Origin of the sequence: Solidesulfovibrio carbinolicus (assembly GCF_004135975.1) — a bacterium.
GTDB lineage: Bacteria > Desulfobacterota > Desulfovibrionia > Desulfovibrionales > Desulfovibrionaceae > Solidesulfovibrio > Solidesulfovibrio carbinolicus.
In genome coordinates this window covers 2872637-2893564 of sequence record NZ_CP026538.1, presented here as the reverse complement: position 1 = coordinate 2893564, position 20928 = coordinate 2872637, and the positions used below count along the sequence as shown (strand labels likewise).

Annotated in this window: 20 protein-coding genes; 13 read left to right on the top strand and 7 right to left on the bottom strand. The window is 66.2% G+C overall.

Annotated elements, in window-relative coordinates; all coding sequences use genetic code 11:
• Positions 1-29: 29 nt before the first annotated feature.
• The 7 genes from C3Y92_RS12975 to C3Y92_RS12945 all read left to right on the top strand — a co-directional run bounded on the left by C3Y92_RS12975 (position 30) and on the right by C3Y92_RS12945 (position 5621).
• Positions 30-422 (top strand): NADH-quinone oxidoreductase subunit A, encoded by a 393-nt coding sequence (locus C3Y92_RS12975; RefSeq protein WP_006917786.1) that lies wholly within the window; start codon positions 30-32, stop codon positions 420-422.
• A complete protein-coding gene (locus tag C3Y92_RS12970) occupies positions 386-916 on the top strand; it encodes an NADH-quinone oxidoreductase subunit B (RefSeq protein ID WP_129353170.1) in 531 nt (176 codons plus the stop codon). Before C3Y92_RS12975 ends, C3Y92_RS12970 begins: the two co-directional genes overlap by 37 nt.
• Entirely contained in the window at positions 913-1461 is a 549-nt protein-coding gene (locus C3Y92_RS12965; protein WP_129353168.1) for an NADH-quinone oxidoreductase subunit C, read from the top strand. Before C3Y92_RS12970 ends, C3Y92_RS12965 begins: the two co-directional genes overlap by 4 nt.
• 14 nt (positions 1462-1475) lie before the next feature.
• Positions 1476-2633 carry an NADH-quinone oxidoreductase subunit D gene (locus tag C3Y92_RS12960; protein ID WP_129353166.1) on the top strand — a complete coding sequence of 386 codons (1158 nt, stop codon included), beginning with the start codon at positions 1476-1478 and terminating at the stop codon, positions 2631-2633.
• The gene (gene nuoH, locus C3Y92_RS12955; protein WP_129353164.1) at positions 2630-3616 is read left to right on the top strand and encodes an NADH-quinone oxidoreductase subunit NuoH; all 987 of its coding nucleotides are present in this window, start codon (positions 2630-2632) and stop codon (positions 3614-3616) included. The genes C3Y92_RS12960 and nuoH overlap by 4 nt, the downstream gene beginning before the upstream one ends.
• A gap of 1 nt (position 3617) precedes the next feature.
• Positions 3618-4121, top strand: a complete 504-nt coding sequence (locus C3Y92_RS12950) for a 4Fe-4S binding protein (RefSeq protein WP_129353162.1) — start codon at positions 3618-3620, stop codon at positions 4119-4121.
• 342 nt (positions 4122-4463) lie between these two features.
• A complete protein-coding gene (locus C3Y92_RS12945; RefSeq protein ID WP_165352113.1) occupies positions 4464-5621 on the top strand; it encodes an iron-containing alcohol dehydrogenase in 1158 nt (385 codons plus the stop codon).
• A gap of 166 nt (positions 5622-5787) precedes the next feature.
• On the opposite strand, the gene C3Y92_RS12940 is transcribed toward C3Y92_RS12945, so the two are convergent.
• From C3Y92_RS12940 to C3Y92_RS12920, 5 genes are all read right to left on the bottom strand, one after another.
• On the bottom strand, positions 5788-7209 hold the full coding sequence (locus C3Y92_RS12940; protein ID WP_129353160.1) for a radical SAM/SPASM family putative metalloenzyme maturase: 1422 nt from the start codon (positions 7207-7209) through the stop codon (positions 5788-5790).
• Between the two features lie 145 nt (positions 7210-7354).
• Complete coding sequence (glpK, locus tag C3Y92_RS12935; protein ID WP_129353158.1) at positions 7355-8848, bottom strand: glycerol kinase GlpK; 1494 nt, start codon at positions 8846-8848, stop codon at positions 7355-7357.
• A gap of 13 nt (positions 8849-8861) precedes the next feature.
• Positions 8862-9620, bottom strand: a complete 759-nt coding sequence (locus C3Y92_RS12930; RefSeq protein ID WP_129353156.1) for an MIP/aquaporin family protein — start codon at positions 9618-9620, stop codon at positions 8862-8864.
• Positions 9621-9698: 78 nt separating this feature from the next.
• Positions 9699-11357, bottom strand: coding sequence for a glycerol-3-phosphate dehydrogenase/oxidase (locus tag C3Y92_RS12925; protein WP_129353154.1), 1659 nt, complete (start codon positions 11355-11357; stop codon positions 9699-9701).
• Positions 11358-11369: 12 nt separating this feature from the next.
• Positions 11370-12317 (bottom strand): sugar-binding transcriptional regulator, encoded by a 948-nt coding sequence (locus tag C3Y92_RS12920; protein ID WP_129353152.1) that lies wholly within the window; start codon positions 12315-12317, stop codon positions 11370-11372.
• 129 nt (positions 12318-12446) lie between these two features.
• Here C3Y92_RS12920 and C3Y92_RS21500 point away from each other — a divergent pair, with 129 nt between their 5' ends.
• The 5 genes from C3Y92_RS21500 to C3Y92_RS12895 are packed head-to-tail and all read left to right on the top strand — an operon-like array spanning position 12447 to position 18016.
• Complete coding sequence (locus C3Y92_RS21500; RefSeq protein ID WP_235669483.1) at positions 12447-12893, top strand: hypothetical protein; 447 nt, start codon at positions 12447-12449, stop codon at positions 12891-12893.
• A 42-nt stretch (positions 12894-12935) separates the two neighbouring features.
• Positions 12936-13976, top strand: coding sequence for a DUF6599 family protein (locus tag C3Y92_RS12910; RefSeq protein ID WP_129353151.1), 1041 nt, complete (start codon positions 12936-12938; stop codon positions 13974-13976).
• Positions 13973-15034 (top strand): DUF362 domain-containing protein, encoded by a 1062-nt coding sequence (locus C3Y92_RS12905; protein ID WP_129353149.1) that lies wholly within the window; start codon positions 13973-13975, stop codon positions 15032-15034. Before C3Y92_RS12910 ends, C3Y92_RS12905 begins: the two co-directional genes overlap by 4 nt.
• A 4-nt stretch (positions 15035-15038) precedes the next feature.
• Positions 15039-16778 carry a 4Fe-4S binding protein gene (locus tag C3Y92_RS12900; RefSeq protein ID WP_129353147.1) on the top strand — a complete coding sequence of 580 codons (1740 nt, stop codon included), beginning with the start codon at positions 15039-15041 and terminating at the stop codon, positions 16776-16778.
• A 14-nt stretch (positions 16779-16792) separates the two neighbouring features.
• Positions 16793-18016 (top strand): aldo/keto reductase, encoded by a 1224-nt coding sequence (locus C3Y92_RS12895; RefSeq protein WP_129353145.1) that lies wholly within the window; start codon positions 16793-16795, stop codon positions 18014-18016.
• A 60-nt stretch (positions 18017-18076) separates the two neighbouring features.
• Here the strand turns inward: C3Y92_RS12895 and C3Y92_RS12890 are convergent, their stop codons facing one another.
• Positions 18077-18448, bottom strand: a complete 372-nt coding sequence (locus C3Y92_RS12890) for a holo-[acyl-carrier-protein] synthase (protein ID WP_129353143.1) — start codon at positions 18446-18448, stop codon at positions 18077-18079.
• Positions 18449-18558: 110 nt separating this feature from the next.
• Positions 18559-19284, bottom strand: coding sequence for a pyridoxine 5'-phosphate synthase (locus C3Y92_RS12885; RefSeq protein ID WP_129353141.1), 726 nt, complete (start codon positions 19282-19284; stop codon positions 18559-18561).
• A 234-nt stretch (positions 19285-19518) separates the two neighbouring features.
• Here C3Y92_RS12885 and C3Y92_RS12880 point away from each other — a divergent pair, with 234 nt between their 5' ends.
• Complete coding sequence (locus C3Y92_RS12880; protein ID WP_129353139.1) at positions 19519-20859, top strand: UDP-glucose dehydrogenase family protein; 1341 nt, start codon at positions 19519-19521, stop codon at positions 20857-20859.
• The last annotated feature ends 69 nt before the right edge of the window (positions 20860-20928 follow it).

The following is a 20928-nucleotide window of genomic DNA, read 5'->3' as shown; positions in this document are numbered from 1 at the left end:
ACCGCAACTTCGAAAGGAGGAGAGGACGCATGGTTTTCACTTGGCTGCAAGCGGCGATACTGCTCTTTTTCCTGGGCGGCATCCTCTTTGCCGCAGGCCCGCTGGTCGGCTCCCTGCTCATCGCCCCCAAGGCGCATGGCGGGGCCATGGGCGAATCCTACGAGTGCGGCGTGCCCACCCACGGCAACTCCTGGATCAAATTCGGCATCAACTACTACTTCTACGCCCTGATCTTCTTGGCCTTCGAGGTGGACATCCTCTACCTCTTCCCGGTGGCGGCGGCCTACGCCTCGCCCCAGGGACTGGCCACGACGTTTAAACTGTTGGTGTTTCTGGCTGTGCTGGCCGCCGCCGTCGTCTACTTCATGCGCAAGGGAGTGTTCACATGGCCCCGCAAAATCCAAGTCTCGCCCCGGCCGTAAATACGGTCGACCCGGCCCTGATCGCCCAGCCGGCGGTCCAGAAGCTGGTGGACGTGTGCCGGGCCATGTCCATCTGGCCCATGACCTTTGGCCTGGCCTGCTGCGCCATTGAAATGATGGCCGTGGGCATGGCGCGCTTCGACATCGCCCGCTACGGCGCCGAAGTGTTCCGGCCCTCGCCGCGCCAGTCCGACCTCATGATCGTGGCCGGCACGGTCAACAAGAAGATGGCCCCGGCCGTGGTGCGGCTCTACGAGCAGATGCCGGCCCCGCGCTACGTCATGGCCCTGGGCAACTGCGCCATCTCCGGCGGCCCGTTCAACATCGAAAACCAGTACAACATCGTCCAGGGCGTGGACACGCTCATCCCGGTCGACGTCTACGTGCCCGGCTGTCCGCCCCGTCCCGAAGCGCTGCTGGAAGGCCTTTTCGCCATCCAGGAGAAGATGACCGGACGGCGCTGGTGGCAGGTTCCCCAGGGAGGCCAGTCATGATCCCGGCCTTTGTCGCCAAGATGGGGCCGGTGTGTTCCGCGCCCATGGACCATGCCAAAACCGGCATGAGCTTGTCCGTCACCGTGGAGGCCGCCAAGGTGGTAGCAGCCATGGAAGTCCTCGACGCCGAAGGCTATCTGCTCGAAGACGTCATGGCTTCCGATCTCCAGGACGGCTTTGAGATCACCTACCACCTAAGCCTGCTGGACGGGGCCAACCGCCTCGTGGTGCGGGCCATGATCCCCCACGACGCCCCGAGCCTGCCGACCATCAGCACGGTCTACCCGGGCGCGGACTGGCACGAGCGCGAATGCTTCGATTTCTACGGCATCCGCTTCGAGGGCCACCCCAACCTGCACTATCTGCTGTTGCCCGAGGACTTCGAGGGACATCCGCTCATTAAAGCCGACAAGGCCCGCAAGTCCCTGGCCGACCTCATGCCCCTTGGCTACCTCGTGGACTGCGGCCTGGCCGAACCCGAGGCGGAAAAGCCCAAACCCGCCGCCGTCAAGGCCGTTAAAACGGCCAAGACCGAAGACGCCTAAGGCGCGGAGGATGCATGCAAGCTTTTGACACCGCCCAACTGCCGCGCGACCCCTCGTCGGTGCGCTTCGAGCCGGGTCCCACCGAAGACAAGCTCATTTTGAGCATGGGACCCCAGCACCCGTCCACCCACGGCGTGCTGCGCATCCTGCTCGAACTCGACGGCGAGTACATCGTGCGGGCCGAACCCGTGCTCGGCTACATCCACCGGATGCACGAGTGGATGGCCGAACAAAAGACCTACTTCCAGTTCATGCCCAACATGGGCCGGGTGGACTACCTCCACGCCATGGCCTGGAACTGGGCCTATGCCGGGGCCGTGGAACGTCTGGCCGGCATCGAGGTGCCCGAGCGCGGCGAGCATATCCGCGTGGCCGTCACCGAACTCAACCGCATCAGCTCCCACCTGCTCTGGTGGGGGGCCTATCTCCTCGACCTGGGGGCATTCACCCCCATCATGTACGCCTTCGACGACCGGGAAATCCTCCTGGACATCTTGCAAGCCGTCACCGGCTCGCGCCTGACCTATTCCTACTTCACCTTCGGCGGCGTCTATAACGACGTGCCGGACGACTTCGCGCCGCGCTGCCTGGCCTTTACCAAGCATCTGCGCTCGCGGCTGCCCATGTACCGCGATCTGGTCACGGACAACGTGATCCTGCGCGGCCGCTGCGAAGGCATCGGCGAGATGGACGTGGATCTGGCCCGCCGCTACGGGGCCACGGGACCGGTCATCCGGGGTTCGGGCGCGCCCGTGGACACCCGCCGGGCCGAACCCTACAGCGTCTACGGCAAGTTCGACTTCCGCATCCCGGCCTACAAAGAGGGTGACGCCATGGCCCGGTACATGGTGCGCATGGACGAACTGGAAACGAGCTGCGACATCATCGACCAAGCCGTTTCCAACTTGCCCGACGGCCCCTGTTCGGCCAAGGCCCCCAAGACCTTGAAGCCCCCCAAGGGCGAGGCCTGCTACGCCGTGGAAGGCGCGCGCGGCAAGATTCTCGTCCATGTGCGCTCCGACGGCGGCCCCAAGCCGTACCGCGTGAAGCTGCGCGCCCCGGGCTTCTCCAATCTGAGCGTCTTCTGCGAGCTGGCCAGGGGAACCCTTCTGGCCGATGCCGTGTCCATCCTGGGCAGCCTGGACCTCGTCATCCCGGAGATTGACCGATGAGCCCCGACCTTTTGAGCTTCGACCATCCCCTGACGCGTCTCGTCGTCGGGCTGTTGTGCGTGTTCGCCTTCGTGGGCTTAAACGGCCTCGTCCTCGTCTGGGTGGAGCGCAAGGTGGCCGGCCATGTGCAGTTGCGGCCCGGCCCCCTGCATGTCGGCCCCTATGGCCTGCTCCAGCCCATCGTGGACGCGGTCAAACTGGTGGGCAAGCAGCTGGCCATGCCGGCCGGCGCGGACAAGTACCTCTACTGGGCCGCGCCGCTTCTGGCTTTCGCCCCGGTGACGGTGTGCTTTTTGCCGCTGCCCTTTGACCCCGACCTCGCGCCCATGCGCCTGAACATCGGCCTGGTGCTGATTCTGGCCTTCTCGGGCCTGGGCGTGCTGTCGCTGATCCTGGCCGGGTGGGGTTCCAACAACAAATGGGGCCTTCTTGGCGCGGCCCGGGCCGTGGCCCAGTCCGTGGCCTACGAAGTGCCGCTGCTGCTGGCCGTCATGTCTGTCGCCATCACCGCCGGGTCGCTGGATCTCTACGAGATCACGGGCAAGCAGGGCGGCTGGCCCTGGCAGTGGTACGGCGTGCAGAACCCGTTGGCCTTTTTCATCTTCCTGGTCTGCGCCGTGGCCGAGACCAACCGCGCCCCCTTCGATTTGCCCGAGGCCGAATCCGAGCTGACGGCCGGCTTCCACACGGAATATTCCGGCATGGGCTTTGGCCTGTTTTTCCTGGCGGAATACGCCAACATGATCGTGGTTTCCGGTGTGGCCGCCGCGCTGTTCCTCGGCGGCTGGCAGGGACCCTTTATGTCCGGCATCCTGTGGTTTCTGGTCAAGGTCTACGCCATTTTGCTGCTCATGATCTGGATGCGCTGGACCTATCCCCGCGTGCGTTTCGACCAGCTGCTCAATCTGAGCTGGAAGTGGCTCACGCCGCTGGCGATCATCGATCTGGCGCTGGTGGTCATCATCAAGGGCATCGGAGGCTGACATGTCGGTGAGTGAACTGTTCGAGGAAGCCCGTACCGGCCTCAAGAGCCTGTTTGTGGGCCTTGGCATCACGGGCAAGGCCTTCTGCCAGCCCCAGGTGACGGTGATCTACCCCAAGGAAGAGGTCGACAACCTCTCCACTTTCCGGGGCCATGTCGAGCTGGTGGGCAAGGAAGACGATCCGTCCGTGCCGCGCTGCGTGGCCTGCGGGGCCTGCGTCAAGGCCTGTCCGTCGGATTGCCTGACCATCCTGTGTCCGGTGCCGGCCAAGGAAGGCCAGGAAGACGCGCCGGTGGTCATGGGGCCGGCTCCGCAAAAGGGCAGCAAAACGCCCGGCGCGGTGATCGTGGATTTCTCGTTGTGCAGTCTTTGCGGCCAATGCGCCAAGACCTGCCCGGTGGATTCGCTGCGGTTTTCCGACAACCCGTACATGGTGGCCCTTGATCGCAAGGAGTTTCGCATCGACCTCATGGCCCGGCTCAAGCGCCAGGCCGAGGAGGAATAGCAGCTAAACCACGCTGGGCCAGAGGCGAATATTCGGACAGGCAACCGAACGTTCCCTTCTGCTGGCCGCAGCGGTAACGCCGCACCCTCTATAACCATTCAGGGGGTCCGGGGGGAATGATTCCCCCCGGCCGCCGGAGGCATCTTCCTCTTCTGCTTCTGCTTCTGCTTCGCATCATGCTGCCGTCTTCGGCGCGGGGAGCACCCTGCCGCGAGCCGCGCCGAAGTATTGCCCGGTTACCCTCCCGGGCTCCCTTGGAACCCCCCGCTCAACCCGGCCGGGGGGTTCTTTTTTTGCGGGCAGGGGGTTGCCTGGGGGGAGGGCTGAGGCCATAATGGAGCCATGAACTTCGAATTCGCCGCACCGGCCAAGATTGTTTTCGGTCCCGGCCAGGCCGCGCGCCTGCCGTCCCTTGTCACGCCCTTGGGCAAACGCCTGCTGCTGGTCGTGGGGGCCAGTCCCGGCCGCCATACGGCGCTGGCCCAGGCGTTTGCGGCCGCCGGCCTTGGGGTGACGCTCTTTTCCGTGGCCGGCGAACCGTCGGTGGACATGGCCAAGGCCGGCGTCGCCCTGTGCCGTGAGGCCGGCTGCGACGTTGTCGTCAGCGTCGGCGGCGGCGGGGCCATCGACGCCGGCAAGGCCGTGGCCGCCCTGGCGACCAATCCCGGCGACCCTTACGACTATCTGGAAGTGGTGGGGGCCGGGCGGCCCATCACCGAACGGCCCTTGCCCCATGTGGCCGTGCCGACCACGGCCGGCACCGGGGCCGAGGCCACGGCCAACGCCGTGCTGACGGCCCCGGCCGAGCGGGTCAAGGTGAGCCTGCGCTCGACCATGATGCTGCCCACCGTGGCCCTGGTCGATCCCGAGCTGACGGTCTCCATGCCGCCGGCCGTGACCGCCGCCACGGGTCTCGATGCCTTGACGCAATTGCTGGAGTCCTTTGTTTCCATCAAGGCCAATCCCATGACCGACGCCTTGTGCCGCGACGGCTTGCGCCTGGCCGCGAAGCATCTGGCCGCCGCCTACGACGACGGGGCGGGCATGGCCGCCCGGGAGGGCATGGCCCTGGCCAGCCTGTACGGCGGCCTGGCCCTGGCCAATGCCAAGCTTGGGGCGGTGCACGGGTTTGCCGCGCCCATCGGCGGGCTTTTCGACGCGCCCCATGGGCAGGTCTGCGCCAGCTTGCTGCCGGCGGTGGTGGCGGGCAACATCGCCGCGCTGCGGCAGCGCGAACCGGGTTCGGGGCGGCTGGCCGCCTATGCCGAGGCGGCGGCCATTCTGACCGGCCGGGCGGAAGCCTCTCCCGAGGACGGGGCGGTCTGGCTGGAAGCCTTGTGCCGCCGCTTGGGCGCGCCGACGCTGACCGCCCTGGGCTTGACCCACGGCGACATTCCCATGGTGGTGGAAAAGGCGGCCCGGGCCAGCAGCATGCAGGGCAATCCCATCGTGCTCACCACGGCCGAACTGACGGCCATCGTGGAGCGCGCCCTGGGCTGAACCCACGGGAGAGAAACGGCCCTCAGCCGTTTTGAATGATAGTGTTATCGCGGAGAAAACGGCTGTGCCAGTCCAGCCGGGCCTAAGCCGTCGGGTTTTGGACTAGCGACGGCTCGGCACCGGGGACGATCAGCGACAGGCCAAGGGCTTGGTCTGCCGCATAAGGTCAGGATTGGAGCAGATTGCCGTCCTGCACGCCGGGCCGGAAACGGTCGCAGGGAGGGGTAGCACCCGTGCCCAAGGCGTCTTCCTGGAATTCGCCATGAAGGTCTTCCTGCCCCATGCACTGTAAAAGCCCCATGCTCCACAGGCAGTCGCCGCAAGGGACGGTCTCGCCGTAGCAATCGTTTTCGAAATCGAGGCTGTTGATGTCCTCGCAGGGATAGACGTTGCAGCTCGGGCAATGGGGGTAGCGCCGGCGCAGCACGTCGTCGCGGAAGGCCGTATAGGCCGGATTGTTCCAGATGGCCGAGAGCGGTTCCCTGGTCAGATCCCCGAAGACCTTGCGGCCGACCTGTTTCTCCCGGCCATAGAAATAGCAGGAAAAGCTGCGCCACAGAAAATGGCACGGGGAGACCGTGCCGTCCCAGGCGACGAACATTCCGCCGTGTTTGACGCCCAGGCAGGCCTGTCCGCTGACCGGCCGGACCGGCGGCAGGACAAGTCTGAGGCCAAGCCGCTCGGCCACGGCTTGGGCTTGCCCGAAGACGTCTTCCGTCTGGCGCAGATCCTCGCCGACGATGCTGTTGGTCACCTGAAAGGGGATGTCGTGTTTTACGGCTGTAAACACCATCTCTTGGACGAAATCCACAAGCCGCTGTTCTTGCGGGGTCTTGTGATACTTCCAGGCGATCTCGAAATACTGGTCCAGGGACAGGCCTTTGTCCTTGGCCGTGTCCGACCACGCTTCGTAGTATTGCCTGGCCTGCCGCGTGTTGACGCCAAAGACCGGCTGGTTCGCCATGGCGGCGCTAAACGGCAGCACGTGGGACACGACCAGGGTGCTTGCGCCCCTTTGGGCCAGCCAGGAGACAAGTCCCGGCAGCTCGGCCAGATTGTCCCGCATGACCACGAACTCCGCCCCGACTTCCAGCGTGCGGCCGGGGTGGGCCTGCCTGGCTTCGGTCAAGGCGGCCAGGGCGCGTTCCACGTGGCCCAGGCTGCCGCCGGCCCGGACGGCTTGAAAAAGTTCCTGGGAGGCGGCGTCCACGGACAGAAAGATTCTGTCCAAACCGGCAGCGGCAAGCGACGCGGCCCGAGTCTGGTCGAGGAGATGGCCGTTGGTTTGAAACCCCACCCAACCATCGGCCGGCATGGCGTTTTTGGCGGTCCTTATGAACGCCTCCAGGCGGGGGTGGAGCAGGGGTTCGCCGATGCCGTTGAGGATGAGGGCGTCGAGGTTGGGCAGCGCCGGTTCCAGGGCGCGAAACGTTTCCGGCGACATGTCGCCCTCGGCTTGGACGCCGTGGCCGGAATGCTTGACGCACATGGCGCAGCGCAGGTTGCACCGGGAGGTCACCTCGACGAAAAGCCGCGAGGGATGATCAAGCCGGGACACATCTTCGGTAGCGTGGCGATTGGTCGTCATGGGAGCCTCTGGCTGCGGCGGAGCGGGAAATGGTGATCCTTGTCGAGCCGATGGGAGCAGAATCGGCGGCGTTTCGCAAGCCATAAAAAAGGGGCGCGACCGGGTGGGTCGCGCCCCTTGGCGTCGGGTGCGGGAACGTCCTGGACTAGGCTTCGATCCAGGCCTTGCTGCGGGCCACGGCGCGCTGCCAGTCGTGGAGGAGCTTGTCGCGGTCGGACTGGGCCATGTTGGGTTCGAAGCGGCGGTCGAGCTGCCACATGGCGGCGATCTCTTCCTCGCTCTTCCAGAACCCGACGGCCAGGCCGGCCAGGTAGGCCGCGCCCAGGGCCGTGGTTTCGGTCACCATGGGGCGCTCGACGGGCACGCCCAGCACGTCGGCCTGGAACTGCATGAGCAGGTTGTTGCGGGTGGCGCCGCCGTCGGCGCGAAGGGTGTCGAGCTTGATGCCGGCGTCTTTTTGCATGCAGTCCATGATGTCCAGGGTCTGCAGGGCGATGGACTCCAAGGCGGCGCGGGCGATGTGGGCCTTGGTGGCGCCGCGGGTGATGCCGACCATGGCCCCGCGGGCGTACTGGTCCCAATGGGGCGCGCCCAGGCCGGCAAAGGCCGGCACGAGGAAGACGCCGCCGTTGTCGGGCACGGATAGGGCGAGTTGTTCGACATCCGGGGCGCTCTGGATGATGCCCAGGCCGTCGCGCAGCCACTGGACCACGGCGCCGGCGATAAAGACGCTGCCTTCCAGGGCGAAGTAGCGGCCCGACGGGGTGGCCCAGGCCATGGTGGTCAGCAGGTTGTTGTTGCTGGGGCGGGGGGCCTTGCCGGTGTTCATGAGCATGAAGCAGCCGGTGCCGTAGGTGTTTTTGGCCATGCCTTCCTTGAGGCAGGCGTTGCCGTAGGTGGCGGCCTGCTGGTCGCCGGCGTTGCCGGCGATGGGCAGGGCCTTGCCCAGGAATTCGGGGTGGATTTCGCCCACGACTTCCGAGGACTTGGACACCCGGGGCAGCATGGCGGCGGGCACGCCGATGATGGCCAGCAGCTCGTCGTCCCAGGCTCCGGTGTTGATGTTGAAAAGCAGGGTGCGGCTGGCGTTGGACTCGTCGGTGACGTGGACCGCGCCCTTGGTCAGGTTCCAGATGAGCCAGGAGTCGATGGTGCCAAACAGCAGTTCGCCCTTGTCGGCCTTTTCCCGGGCGCCGGGCACGTTGTCGAGGATCCAGCGGACCTTGGTGCCGGAGAAGTAGGCGTCGATGACCAAGCCCGTTTTCTGGCGGATGACGTCGGCCAGGCCCTTGGCCTTGAGTTCGTCGCAGAAGCCGGCGGTGCGGCGGTCCTGCCAGACGATGGCGTTGTGGATGGGCGCGCCGGTTTTCTTGTCCCAGACCACCGTGGTTTCACGCTGGTTGGTGATGCCGATGGCGGCCACGTCCGAGGCGTCCACGCCGGCGAACTGCAGGCATTCGCGCATGACGTAGGATTGGGTGTCGAAGATCTCGTTGGCGTTGTGCTCGACCCAGCCCGGCTGGGGGTAGATCTGGGTGAACTCTTTCTGGGCGATCTGTTTGATGTCGCCTTCGCGGGTGAACAGGATGGCGCGGGAGCTGGTGGTGCCCTGGTCGAGGGAGAGAATGTAATTGGCCATGGGTGTACGCCTCCTAGGCTTCGAGATCCTTGTTGAGCGAACCGGTGGTCTTGTCGTAGATCAGCGCGCCCAGGGGGCCGCCGATGAGCGGGCCGATGATGGGCACCAGCACGATGCTCACGTCCATGAGGTTGGGCTGGGTGAAGCCGGCCACCAGGGCAAAGAAGCGGGGGCCGAAGTCGCGGGCGGGGTTGATGGCGTATCCGTTCATGGCGCCAAGGCTCATGCCGATGCCCATGACGAGCATGGCCACGGCGATGGGGCCGAGCCAGCCGTTTTTGTTTTTGGCGGCGAAGTCGCCGATGGCCAGGACGCCGAAGAGCAGGATGGCGGTGCCGATGATCTGGTCGATAAAGCCAGGCCAGAAGCCCGGCACGGCCGGGAAGGTGCAGAAGATGCCGGCGGTCTTGACCAACTGCGGATCAAACAGGAGCCATTTGGCGTGGAAGTCGGTGAAGACCAGGGCCGCTCCGGCAAAGCCGCCGGCGGTCTGGGCCAGGGAGTAGGGCAGCACTTTCTTCCAGGGGAAGCGGCCGGTGACGGCCAGGGCCAGGCTCACGGCCGGGTTGATGTGGGCTCCGGACCGCAAGCTGGCCAGGACGCCAAAAAGGACGCCCATGCTCCAGCCAAGGGTAATGGTGTTCCAAGTGACGGTCAGCGCGTCCCCGAAAAAGACTTTCATGGCCACGCAGCCTGCGCCGAACAGGATGAGAACCATGGTCCCCATGAATTCGGACAGCATTTCCCTGCCCAGTGACGACTCGTTGCTCATGTAACCCCTCCTCCATTTGCACCGTTTGCCGCATCCCTCCTGGCGGGTGGGGAAGCGGCGGTTGAACCCAGACCTTCCCTAGCCGTTTTGGGCCTGCGCGGCGGCCTGGTCCTCCCGCCCGGCGTACCAGGCGGCAAGCAGCCGGCAGGCGTTTTCCACTTCGCTGTCGCGCCGCGCCTCGTCCCAGCCGAGTTCGCGGGCCATGATGGCGGCCACGGCCCCAGCGGCCTCCTGCGCGTGGCGCATGTTGAGCAGCCCAAGGGGCAGACGGCGCAGGAGCACGTCGCCCACGTGTTGGGCCATTTCGCGGCGCACGGCGAAAGCCACTTCCGCGCCGACGTAAGGGTGTTCGGGATGCAGCGGGGTCAACAGATCCTCGTCGCGGCCCAGTTTGACGATGGCGGCGGCTTCGTCGCCGTACAGGGTCCACAGGGAGCGGGCCAGCTCGTCGGCCACGCCCTCGCGGCGGGCCAGATCGCGCCAGCCCTCGGGCAGGTAGGCCCGGGAGCCGAGCAGACGCAGTTCCTGGGTGACGCAGGGGCGGGACTGGCCCAGGCAAAACGTCCGGCAAGCGGCGTCCACGGCTTCCTCGGCCATGCTGCGGTAGCTCGTCCATTTGCCGCCGGTCATGGTGAGGAGTCCCGAGGCGCTGATGTCGATGACGTGGGAACGGGCCAGTTCCTGGGTGTTTTTCTTGTTGGGATTGAAAACCAGGGGCCGCAGGCCGCTCCACACGGCCAGCACGTCGTCGCGGGTGACGGGGCGAAGCAGGTAGGCGCTGGCGTAGCGCAGCAGATAATCGACGTCGCGGCGTTCGGGAGCCGGATCGAATTCGATGGGCGCGGGTTCGTCGGTGGTGCCAAACAGCACAAACCCCTGCCAGGGGATCATGAAGAGCACCCGGCCGTCCTCGGTCTTGGGGATCATAAGCGACAGGTCGCGGGGGGCGACCTCGGCCGGCAGCAGGATGTGGATGCCGGAGCTGGTCTTGAGCATGGGGGCGACGTCGGGATCGTCCATGCGCCGGATGGCGTCGGCAAAGGGGCCGGCGGCGTTGACCACACCCTTGGCGGCGATGGTGAATTCCTGGCCGTCCAGGCGGTCGCGCACGGTAACGCCCGCGATGCGGCCGCCCTGCTTGACCAAGCCGGTGACCTCGACATGGTTGGCGCAGACCGCGCCGTAGGCGGCGGCGGTGCGGGCCAGCGTCACGGCCATGCGGGCGTCGTTGAACTGTCCGTCGCTGTAGATGACGGCGGCCACGTAGCCGTCGAGGTTGAGCTGGGGAAAAAGCTTGGCGGCCTTTTTTTTGCTGACCACGGCGCTACGCCCCAGCGACAGGCAGCCGGAGAGCATGTCGTAGAGCACGAGTCCCGCGTAGATGTAGGCGGCCTCGCGCCAGGTCTTGACCGGGGTCATGAGCCGGATGGAGTGGGCCAGGTGGGGGGCGTTTTTGAGCAGGCGGCCGCGTTCGCGAAGGCCCTCGCGCACCAGGTCGAACTGGGCCTTGTCGGCCTTCATGATGGCCTTTTCGAGGTAGCGCACGCCGCCGTGGACAAGCTTGGTGCTTTTGCTGCTGGTGCCCTGGGCGAAGTCGTCGCGTTCCAGCAGGGCCACGGACAAGCCGCGCGTGGCGGCGTCCAGGGCGATGCCGCAGCCGGTGGCCCCGCCGCCGATGACGACCAGATCGAAGGGGCCGCCTTGGCGCAGCCGATTGATGTTGTCTTGTCTGTTCATGATACCGCCTTGTTACGCGTCGAGAAGGCTTTGCGCCGTCTGGGCGTCGGTGACGCAGACGTGGACGTAGCCCCGGCGCAGGATGGTTTGAAGGATCGGGACCTTGGCCATGCCTCCGGACACGAGGACGATGTGCGGGACGTTGAGCAGGCCGCCGAAATCCGGCGACATGCTGCAATGGTTGACCTCGTGGTCGAGGACGTTGCCCTCGGCGTCGAGGAAGCGGCCGAAAAATTCGCCCACGGCCCCGGCCCGGGCCAGATCGCGGCGCTGGTCGAGGCTGATGGCCCCCAGGGCGATGTTGGTGGCCTGGGCGGTCATGTCGCCCACGGCGGTCAGGATCATGTCCACGGCCAGGGCTTCCTTATAAAAGGTGCGGAAGAAGGGCTGGGCGGCGATGGTGTCGCGCACTTCCGGGGTGGAGACGAACATGGGGGCGGGCAGGTGGTTGCACACGGCGGCCGAGAGCTTTCGGGCGAACATGGCCGTGGAGTCAAACGGGTTGACCGGGCTTCGGGGCACGCCGCCGTAGAGGGAGGTGACGGAGATGTCGCGGAAGTTGCGCACGGCCATGCCGTTTATGGCCGAGCGGATGGTGTGCCCCCAGCCTACGCCGATGGACTGGCCGTCCTGGAGCTGGATTGAGGCGTATTCGCCGGCCGGGCGGCCGATGGCGTCGTAGTAGTAGCGTCCGCCGCGTTCGGGGGTGGGCAGGACAATGGCCCGGGCCAGCCCGTATTCCTTGGCCAGCCCGGCTTCGAGGGCGACGCAGTCCTTGAAGGCGGTGTTGATGACGACGCGGATGAGCCCGGCTTCGCGTCCGGCCTGGAGCAGCCGGTTGACCTTGATGCGGGTGATGCCGAGGCGTTCGCCGATTTCGGCCTGGGTGAGCTCTTCCTTGAAGTACAGCCAGGCGACCCGGGAGATGAGCTGGTGTTCGCTGTCGTCTGGGGTGGTCATGGCAGGCTCCGAGGGTCCTGGGCCGGGTTTGGCGTGTGAACTTTTGGTGACCAATTAGTACAATTGTTATGCGGGTGCGTCAATAGCGCTTCGAAAAAACGACAGGATATCCACATAAAGGCGTCGATAATGGCCATGGTCGGCTTCAAGTTTTTATGGCTACTATTTCTCCTGATAGATCGAATTGTTGCTGCTGGCGGGGGATTGCCGCTGATGAGGTCGGGTTTGACAAATTTGGAAACAAGTGGATCATCTGTTCAAATTTACGGCATCTGTTCGAAAAAAAGTCTGGACGCGAAAGCCCATGGTGGGGTGCTGGAGCACAGCGGCCTGGAAATCGCGGAAGAGGCGGGCAAGGCCGTTCTGGCCTCGTCCTTTGTCCCGGCCAAGCGGGCGGCAAGCCCTAAACAGCCGGGCCATCCGCATCATCCGTTTCAGGGGCAATTGTTCCGGCCAGGGTACGGCCGGGCCTCTTGGCCGTGGCCTTGGCGGCGAGGCTTGCCTTCGCCGGACAAGGTTGGTAGTGGGCAGGCATCCTCGGTATCCCTTTCACGACCGTGTGGGATGGACGCGTGACGGCCTGGCAACGGGCCGCGCGGCAATCGGGCGGGTGCGGCCATGACGGCAAGACGCAAGCGTGTTTCGCGTCGGGAGCGGTGGACGGCCTGGGGCGTGTTGACAGTCCTGGCCGCCATTGTCGTCTGGCTGGGGCTTGCCCAATCGCGCCTGAACCCTGCCGTGCTGGTGGCGCTGAGTCCGCCGCCTGCGACGGGCGTGGCCGCTTCCCAAGCTTCGGGCCGGACCTTTGCCGACGCCGCCTGGCTGGAGAGCCTGCCCGGCGCCCAACCGGCCGGGCCGGTGGAAAGCTACGACCCCGAAACCCTGTCTGATCGCATCGACGGCAAGGCCGAGCTGTATCTGGCCGCAAATTTTCAGGAAATGTCCATACGCGCCTTCAGACTGCCCGATGGGACGCGTCTGGAGGTCGCCGTCTACACCCAGGCCACGCCCACCGACGCCTTTGCCGTCTTAAGCTCCCAGCGCCGGCCCGGGGCCAGCCCCAGTCCGGTCTCCCCGGACGCCTACGCCACGGAAAACGCCCTCTATTTCACCAAGGGCAATCGCTACGTGGAAATGACGGCTGACCGGGCCGAGGCGGCGACTGGTCCGGCCCTGGCCGCCCTGGCCCTGAAACTGGCCGAAGCCCTGCCCGCCGAGGCCGCTGCCAAGCCTGGGCAGGGGGCCGCCCGAAACGTCAAGGCACTCTTTCCGGCCGAGGGTCTGGTTCCCGGCAGTGTGCGGCTGGCCGCCTCGGACGCCATGGGTATGGAAGGCTTTTCCAATGTCTATACCGCCGAGTACGACTTGCCGTCCGGCTCGGCCACGGCCTTTCTGGCCGAGCGCGATACGGCCGAGGCGGCCGCAGCCGACGCCCGGGCCTTTGCCGGTTTCCTCAAGCAAAACGGCTACGCCGCCGCGCCACCGCCGGCCGGGGCCAAACTGCCGGCCGGGGTCGTGGCGCTGGGGGCCGACGGCTCCTTTGAGATTCTCTGGACACGAGGCCGGCTCCTGGCCGGCGTCCACGACGCCGTCAACATGGAGGCCGCCGTGGAATTGACTGCCAGGCTGGCGGCCAGCCTCAAGGATGTGACGCCATGACGCTGTCCCAAAAGCCCGGCGTCCCTGGCGACGGTTCCAGCCCTGACTCGTCGGGCCGGCCTGCGGACCTTGATCGCCGGCAATTCCTGCGCCGGCTGGCCGGGGCGTCGATCCTGGCCGTGGCCGCCGGGGGCCTTGGCGCGGCCCTGTACGACCCCAAGGGGCCGGCGGGCGTCGCCGGGGGCAAGGTGCTGGCCGGGCTGGGCGATTTCCGCGCCGCGCCGCCGCCGGCCGGCCAGCCCCGGCTGGCTACGGTCCACGGCGCGGACCGTCGGGCCATGTTCGCCCTTGGCGTCAAGGCCCTGGGCGGCATGGAGGCCTTCGTCTCCCGGGGCGACGTGGTGCTGCTCAAGGTCAACGCCGCTTTTGCCTCGCCGGCCATCCTCGGGGCCACAACCCACCCGGATTTGCTCGCCGCCGCCGTGGAGGCCTGCCGGGCGGCCGGGGCGGCCCGGGTGGTCGTCACCGACAATCCCATCAACAGCCCGGAAAGCTGTTTCGAGGTCTCGGGGCTGGCCGGCGCGGCGCGCAGCTGCGGCGCGACCATCCTCCTGCCGCGGCCGGCCCTGTTTTCACCCCTGACCCTGCCCGGCGGCCGGCTCCTGACGGACTGGCCGGTCCTGGCCGGGGCTTTTGCCGGCGTCACCAAGGTCATCGCGCTCTCGCCGGTCAAGGACCACCAGCGGGCCGGGGCCTCCATGAGCCTCAAAAACTTCTATGGACTCCTTGGCGGGCGGCGAAACATTTTCCACCAGGACATAAACGGCGTCATCGCCGAGCTGGGCCAGCTCCTGCGCCCGACGCTGGTCGTGCTTGACGGCGTGAGCGCCATGATGGCCAACGGCCCCACCGGCGGCTCCCTGGCCGATCTCAAGGCTACCAACACGATGATCTTTTCCGCCGACCCCGTGGCCGCCGACACCCTGGGCGTGGCCCTGCTCGGGCGAACGCCGGTCGATCTGCCCTATCTGGCCCTGGCCCAGGCAGCCGGGGTGGGCACCATGGACGTAGCCTCCCTGGCCCCGGTGACGCTCTCCCTCGACAAGGCGGCAGGGTAGGGCCATGCGCATCGTCGTCGCCCGCCGGGTCAGCCAAGGCTTTTTTCTGCTCCTGTTTGTCTGGTTTTGCCTCGTGGCCACGGTGGGGGGCGGCTTTCTGCAACTGCGCGGCTGGCCCATCAACTGGCTGCTGTCCCTGGACCCGCTGACCGCCCTGGGGACCATGCTGGCCACGCATACGCTCTACGCCCCCTTGCTGTGGGGCCTCGGCGTGCTGGCCCTGACGTTTTTTATCGGCCGCTTTTTCTGCGGCTTTGCCTGTCCCCTGGGGACGCTCAACCAGATGACAGGCTGGCTGGCCCGGCTGGGGCGCGCAGCCAAGGACCGGGCCGAGGACAACCATCCCGGCCGCGCCCAGGCCGTCAAATACGCCTTATTGGCCTTTTTCCTGGGCTGCGCCGCCTTGGGCGGCTTGCAAACCGGACTTCTCGACCCGTTGCCGCTGGTGTTTCGCAGCGTTAACCTGGCCTTGCTCCCCCTGGCCGACCCGGGCGTGGGCGTCGTCCACGACGCGCCCCGGCACTACGAAGGCGTGTGGTGGATCGGACTTATGTTCTTGGCCATCCTGGCGTTAAACGCCGTGCGCCCCCGGTTTTTCTGCCGGTTCATCTGCCCCCTGGGGGCGCTTTTCGGCCTGGCCGCCCGGGTTGCCCCTTGGCGCATCGGCAAGGCCACGGACAAGACCTGCGGCGACTGCCGCTTGTGCGAGTCCCACTGCGAGGGCGGCTGCCGGCCGTCCGGGACCCTTGTCGTCAGCGAGTGCTTGTTGTGTTGCAACTGCCTGGACCGCTGTCCCTCGGGGCGCATCGGCTTTGCCGGCCGGGCTTCGGCCGCCGGGGAAACGGCCCTGCCCGATTTTTCCCGGCGCGGCGCGGTCACGCTCCTGGCCGCTGGCGCGGCCGGAGCCATGAGCGCGCCGCTGTGGCGGGTGGAGGACGCCGCCGGCCTGGGGCGCTCGCCCTCGCTCATCCGGCCGCCCGGTTCCCTGGACGAAGAGCGCTTCCTGGCCCGCTGCATTCGCTGCGGCCAGTGCCTGCGGGTCTGTCCGTCCAACATCATCCAGCCCTCGGTCACGACAGCCGGACTCATCGGGCTGTGGACGCCGATCCTCAACTACCGCCTGGGCCGCTCGGGCTGCCAGCCAAACTGCATCGCCTGCGGCCAGGTCTGCCCCACGGCGGCCATCCGGCCGCTCACGCTTCAGGAAAAACTCGGCCAGGGCGACCATGCCGCCGCCGGCCCTCTCCGCCTGGGCACGGCCTTTGTTGACCGTACCCGCTGCCTGCCCTGGGCCATGGGCCGGCCGTGCATCGTCTGCCAGGAAGTCTGCCCGGTCAGTCCCAAGGCCATCTTCGTGCGCGAGGTCTTCGAGCCGGTGCGCGGCGGCCGGCTGCCCCTGGCCGGCGTGCGAGGCTCGACCCTGGCCCTGGCCCGGCCCTTGGCCGTGTCCGGCAATGCGGCTAGCGGCGACTATTACGTTCGGCTCCTTGGCGCGCCCGAGGCCAACCCGGTGCGGCTGGTCGGCGGCGGCGGGGCCGAGCTGGCCTTGGCCGCCGCTCTGCCCGGAGCCGCCTCCGGGCGCGAGGTCGAGGTGCTTATCCATCTGATGCAGCCCCATGTGGATCCGGCCCGGTGCGTGGGCTGCGGCATGTGCGAACACGAGTGTCCGGTTTCCGGCCTTCGGGCCATACGCGTCACCAGCGAAAACGAGTCCCGCTCAGGTCCTGGCCGCATGCTGGCCTGACAAGGAGGTTTCCCATGGCAAAAGACCGTCAGGCCGGTTTGACCCGGCGCGAGCTCATGAAGACCCTGGGCGTAGGTGGACTGGCCGTGGCCGGTCTTGGCGCGTTGCCGACGGCGGCCGCGGCGGCCGAGGAAAAGTCCGAGGCCGGCGGCGCGGCCATGCCCCGGCGGATGCTGGGCAAGACCGGGCTGGAGGTTTCGATTTTAAACCTTGGCGGCATGTTCGACACGGTCAACAACCAACTGCTCCTCAAGCAGGCCCTGGCCTGGGGCATCAACTTCTGGGACACGGCCGAGGCCTACGGCAACGGCCTGTCCGAGGAAGGGTTTGGCCGATTTTTCGCCCGCAATCCCGAGGCGCGGGGCCAGATCGTCCTGACCACCAAGCTCACGCCCAAGGGCGGCAACTTCGACGAACGCCTGGACGCCGCCCTGGCCCGGCTCAAGACCAACCATGTGGAGCTTTTCTACATCCACGCCATCTCGTCGCCGGCCGAGCTCGACGGCCAGCTCAAGGACTGGGCGGCCAAGGCCAAAAAGGCCGGCAAGATCAAGAACTTCGGCTTTAGCACCCACAATAACATGGAAGACTGTCTGCAGGGCGCGGCCGGCTTGGATTGGATCGACGCCTGCATGATCTCCTACAACTTCCGCCTCATGCATGAGGCCAAGATGCGCCAGGCCCTTGCCGCCTGTAAAAAGGCCGGTATCGGGGTCGTAGCCATGAAGACCCAGGGCGGCGGGCCGGTCAAATCCGACAGCCCGGCCGAACTCGACATGGCCGGCCGGTTCCTGGAAAAGGGCTTCACCGACAAGCAGGCCAAGTTGAAGGCGGTCTGGAACAATCCCGACATCGCCTCCATCTGCTCGCAAATGCCCAATCTCACCATCCTCGGGGCCAACGTGGCCGCCGCCCGGGACCGCACGGCCCTGGCCGGCGAGGATATCAAGTCCCTGCGCCGCTTTGCCGAGGCCACCTGCGGCGACTACTGCGCCGGGTGTTCGTCCATCTGCGGCGCGGCCATGGGTGGAGCCGTGCCTGTGGCCGACGTCATGCGGGCCATGATGTATTACCGCGACTATGGTGAACGGGGCATCGCCCGGGAGCTTTTTGCCAGCCTGCCCGAGAGCGTGCGCACAAAGCTTGGCTCCATGGATTTCTCCCCGGCCCAGGCGGCCTGTCCGCGCGGGCTGGCCATCGCCTCTATTGTTCAGGACGCGACGTCGATTTTGGCGTGACGGTTGAGAGGGATTGCCGCGAGTCGGGGTATGCGAGCAGGTGGCCGCCGGACCGCCGGGTCAACCTTCGAGCACCACCACGGCGGCGGCGGTGTCGCGGCTGTGGCTGATGCTCACGTGCCAGGACGTCGCGCCGAGAACCTCGGCCCTGGTCAGGGCCGGGCCGTGGAGCGTCAAGGCCGGGCGGCCGGCGGCGTCGGAGAGAATCTCCAGGGTATGGAAGGCCACGCCCTGGGCAAAGCCCGTGCCCAGGGCCTTGGCGGCGGCTTCCTTGGCGGCGAACAGCCCGGCCGTGCGGGTGAGCGGTATCGGGGGCAGGGCGGCCCGTTCGGCCGGCGTCAGGATGCGGGCCAGAAACCGCGCGCCGAAGCGGGCCAGGGCGGCCTCGATGCGATCGAGTTCCACCACGTCGATGCCAAGCCCCCGGATCATGGGCGGCTAGTGTCGCGTCCGCGAAAAGCGCATATGGTGTTTTGTAGTCAACATGCTAAAACCATTTGTTTTTCTTAAAAATACTATCGTATTTTTTAAGGGAGGCGACACTAGTCGGGAAACCCGTCGATGATGGCGCACATGGTGGAGACGGCCTCCACCATGCCGGTCAGCACGGCCCGGGCCACGATGCTGTGGCCGATGGAATACTCGCTGACCCCCGGCGTGTCCTTGAAGGCATGGATATTGTCGTAGTCCAGGCCGTGGCCGAGGTTGACGCCAAGCCCCTGGCTCTTGGCCAGGGGGATGGCGGCCAGCAGCCGGTCGAGTTCCTTTTGCCGGGCGGCCGGGGTGGCGGCGTCGGCAAAGGCCCCGGTGTGCAGTTCGACGTAAGCCGCGCCCACGGCTTTGCTCGCCTCGATCTGGCGCGGGTCGGGATCAATAAACAAGCTCGTGGGAATGCCGGCCTCGTCCAGTTTGGCCACGTAGGCGGTCAGTTCAGCTTCGCGGCCGGCCACGCCAAGGCCGCCCTCGGTGGTCAGCTCCTGGCGTTTTTCCGGCACCAGACAGACCATGTCGGGCTTGCGCTTAAGCGCTATGCCGAGCATCTCTTCGGTGGCGGCCATTTCCAGGTGCAGCCGGGTTTTGATGGTCTCGCGCAGCACATGGACGTCGCGGTCGCCGATGTGGCGGCGATCCTCGCGCAGGTGCACGATGATGGCGCGCGCGCCGCCGAGTTCGGCCAGGGCGGCGGCGGCCACGGGGTCCGGGCTTTTGGCCAGCCGGGCCTGGCGGATGGTGGCCACATGATCGACGTTGACCGCAAGCAAGGGCATGACGCGCTCCTTAAAGACAGTGTCAAGGAAGGGTAAGCGTTTTACAAATGGGTGGCAACCGACGGAAACGGGGTGGAGCGGGCCGTGAATTGTTGACAAAGGTCCGACGAATCCGTAAGTGCGAACAACTTTCTTCGATGACGGGGCCCTGCCGCCATGCGCAGATATTCTTCCGCCCCGTTCCCCGCCCGCCCTTCGAGCCGGCGGGGGCAACCCTAACAACGAGATATAGGTATGAATCTTTGTATCGTAGGCACCGGGTACGTTGGTCTGGTGAGCGCCGCCTGTTTTGCCGAGATGGGCAACGACGTCTGCTGCGTGGACGTCAATCCCACCATCGTCGAGAACCTTCGCCAGGGCAAGGTCCACATCTACGAACCGGGACTTGACGAGCTGGTCAAGCGCAACGTGGCCGAAGGCCGCCTGCGTTTCACCACCAAGGTCGCCGAAGGCATGGAGAACGCGCTGTTCGTGTTCATCACCGTCGGCACCCCGCCCCGCGAAGATGGCTCCTGCGACCTGTCCTTCGTCTATCAGGTGGCCCGGGACATCGGCGCCAACATGAAAGACTACAAGATCGTCGTCGACAAATCCACTGTCCCGGTCGGCACCGCCGACGAGGTGCGCAAGCTCATCGGCGAAGAGCTCAAAAAGCGCGGCGAATTGATCGAATTCGACGTGGTGTCCAATCCCGAGTTCCTCAAGGAAGGCGACGCCATCAACGATTTCTTCAAACCCGACCGCGTGGTCGTCGGCACGGACAACGTCCGCACTGGCGAACTCCTCAAGGCCCTGTACGCCCCCTATGCCCGCAGCCGCGAGAAGGTCATCGTCATGGGCGTTCGTTCGGCCGAAATGACCAAGTACGCCGCCAACTGCATGCTGGCCACCAAGATTTCGTTCATCAACGAAGTCGCCAACATCTGCGAGAAAGTGGGCGCCGACGTGCGCGACGTGCGCATGGGCATCGGTTCCGACCACCGCATCGGCTACCAGTTCATCTACCCGGGCCTGGGCTACGGCGGCTCCTGCTTCCCCAAGGACGTCAAGGCGCTCATCGACACCGCCCGCAAAATCGGCTTCGAGCCGGAATTGCTGGCCGCTGTTGACGAGGTCAACAAGCGTCAGAAGCATGTGCTCAGCAAACGGATCATGGAATACTTCGCCCCCCAGGGCGGCGTGAAGGGCAAGACCCTGGCTTTGTGGGGTCTGGCGTTTAAGGCCAACACCGACGACGTGCGCGACGCCTCGTCCTTTGAGCTGATCCGCGACCTGACCGACGCCGGCATGCGCGTGGTGGCTTTTGACCCCGTCGCCGGCCCCAACACCCGTGAGCACTTCAAGGGCAACGAGCTGCTGACCGTGGTTGACGAGCAGTACGCGGTGCTGGACAAGGCCGACTGCCTGGCCGTGGTCACCGAGTGGAACCAGTTCCGCAACCCGGATTTCGGCCGCATCAAGAAGTCGCTCAAGGCGCCGCTCATCTTCGACGGCCGCAACCTCTACTCCCCGCAGCTGTTGGCCGACCTCGGCCTGGCCTACTTCTGCATCGGCCGCCCGGCTCCCAAAATGTAGCTGGCGATCGGTTTTCTGACGGTTTAAAGAGGGCGGGCGACCGCCCTCTTTTTTTTGACAGTGGCATAG

What these genes read in the sequence shown, in the direction of transcription:
- C3Y92_RS12975 (WP_006917786.1), top strand. Translation starts at nt 30, where the DNA reads ATGGTTTTCACTTGGCTGCAAGCGGCGATACTGCTCTTTTTCCTGGGC.
- C3Y92_RS12970 (WP_129353170.1), top strand. Translation starts at nt 386, where the DNA reads ATGGCCCCGCAAAATCCAAGTCTCGCCCCGGCCGTAAATACGGTCGAC.
- C3Y92_RS12965 (WP_129353168.1), top strand. Translation starts at nt 913, where the DNA reads ATGATCCCGGCCTTTGTCGCCAAGATGGGGCCGGTGTGTTCCGCGCCC.
- C3Y92_RS12960 (WP_129353166.1), top strand. Translation starts at nt 1,476, where the DNA reads ATGCAAGCTTTTGACACCGCCCAACTGCCGCGCGACCCCTCGTCGGTG.
- nuoH (WP_129353164.1), top strand. Translation starts at nt 2,630, where the DNA reads ATGAGCCCCGACCTTTTGAGCTTCGACCATCCCCTGACGCGTCTCGTC.
- C3Y92_RS12950 (WP_129353162.1), top strand. Translation starts at nt 3,618, where the DNA reads ATGTCGGTGAGTGAACTGTTCGAGGAAGCCCGTACCGGCCTCAAGAGC.
- C3Y92_RS12945 (WP_165352113.1), top strand. Translation starts at nt 4,464, where the DNA reads ATGAACTTCGAATTCGCCGCACCGGCCAAGATTGTTTTCGGTCCCGGC.
- C3Y92_RS12940 (WP_129353160.1), bottom strand. Translation starts at nt 7,209, where the DNA reads ATGACGACCAATCGCCACGCTACCGAAGATGTGTCCCGGCTTGATCAT.
- glpK (WP_129353158.1), bottom strand. Translation starts at nt 8,848, where the DNA reads ATGGCCAATTACATTCTCTCCCTCGACCAGGGCACCACCAGCTCCCGC.
- C3Y92_RS12930 (WP_129353156.1), bottom strand. Translation starts at nt 9,620, where the DNA reads ATGAGCAACGAGTCGTCACTGGGCAGGGAAATGCTGTCCGAATTCATG.
- C3Y92_RS12925 (WP_129353154.1), bottom strand. Translation starts at nt 11,357, where the DNA reads ATGAACAGACAAGACAACATCAATCGGCTGCGCCAAGGCGGCCCCTTC.
- C3Y92_RS12920 (WP_129353152.1), bottom strand. Translation starts at nt 12,317, where the DNA reads ATGACCACCCCAGACGACAGCGAACACCAGCTCATCTCCCGGGTCGCC.
- C3Y92_RS21500 (WP_235669483.1), top strand. Translation starts at nt 12,447, where the DNA reads ATGGCCATGGTCGGCTTCAAGTTTTTATGGCTACTATTTCTCCTGATA.
- C3Y92_RS12910 (WP_129353151.1), top strand. Translation starts at nt 12,936, where the DNA reads ATGACGGCAAGACGCAAGCGTGTTTCGCGTCGGGAGCGGTGGACGGCC.
- C3Y92_RS12905 (WP_129353149.1), top strand. Translation starts at nt 13,973, where the DNA reads ATGACGCTGTCCCAAAAGCCCGGCGTCCCTGGCGACGGTTCCAGCCCT.
- C3Y92_RS12900 (WP_129353147.1), top strand. Translation starts at nt 15,039, where the DNA reads ATGCGCATCGTCGTCGCCCGCCGGGTCAGCCAAGGCTTTTTTCTGCTC.
- C3Y92_RS12895 (WP_129353145.1), top strand. Translation starts at nt 16,793, where the DNA reads ATGGCAAAAGACCGTCAGGCCGGTTTGACCCGGCGCGAGCTCATGAAG.
- C3Y92_RS12890 (WP_129353143.1), bottom strand. Translation starts at nt 18,448, where the DNA reads ATGATCCGGGGGCTTGGCATCGACGTGGTGGAACTCGATCGCATCGAG.
- C3Y92_RS12885 (WP_129353141.1), bottom strand. Translation starts at nt 19,284, where the DNA reads ATGCCCTTGCTTGCGGTCAACGTCGATCATGTGGCCACCATCCGCCAG.
- C3Y92_RS12880 (WP_129353139.1), top strand. Translation starts at nt 19,519, where the DNA reads ATGAATCTTTGTATCGTAGGCACCGGGTACGTTGGTCTGGTGAGCGCC.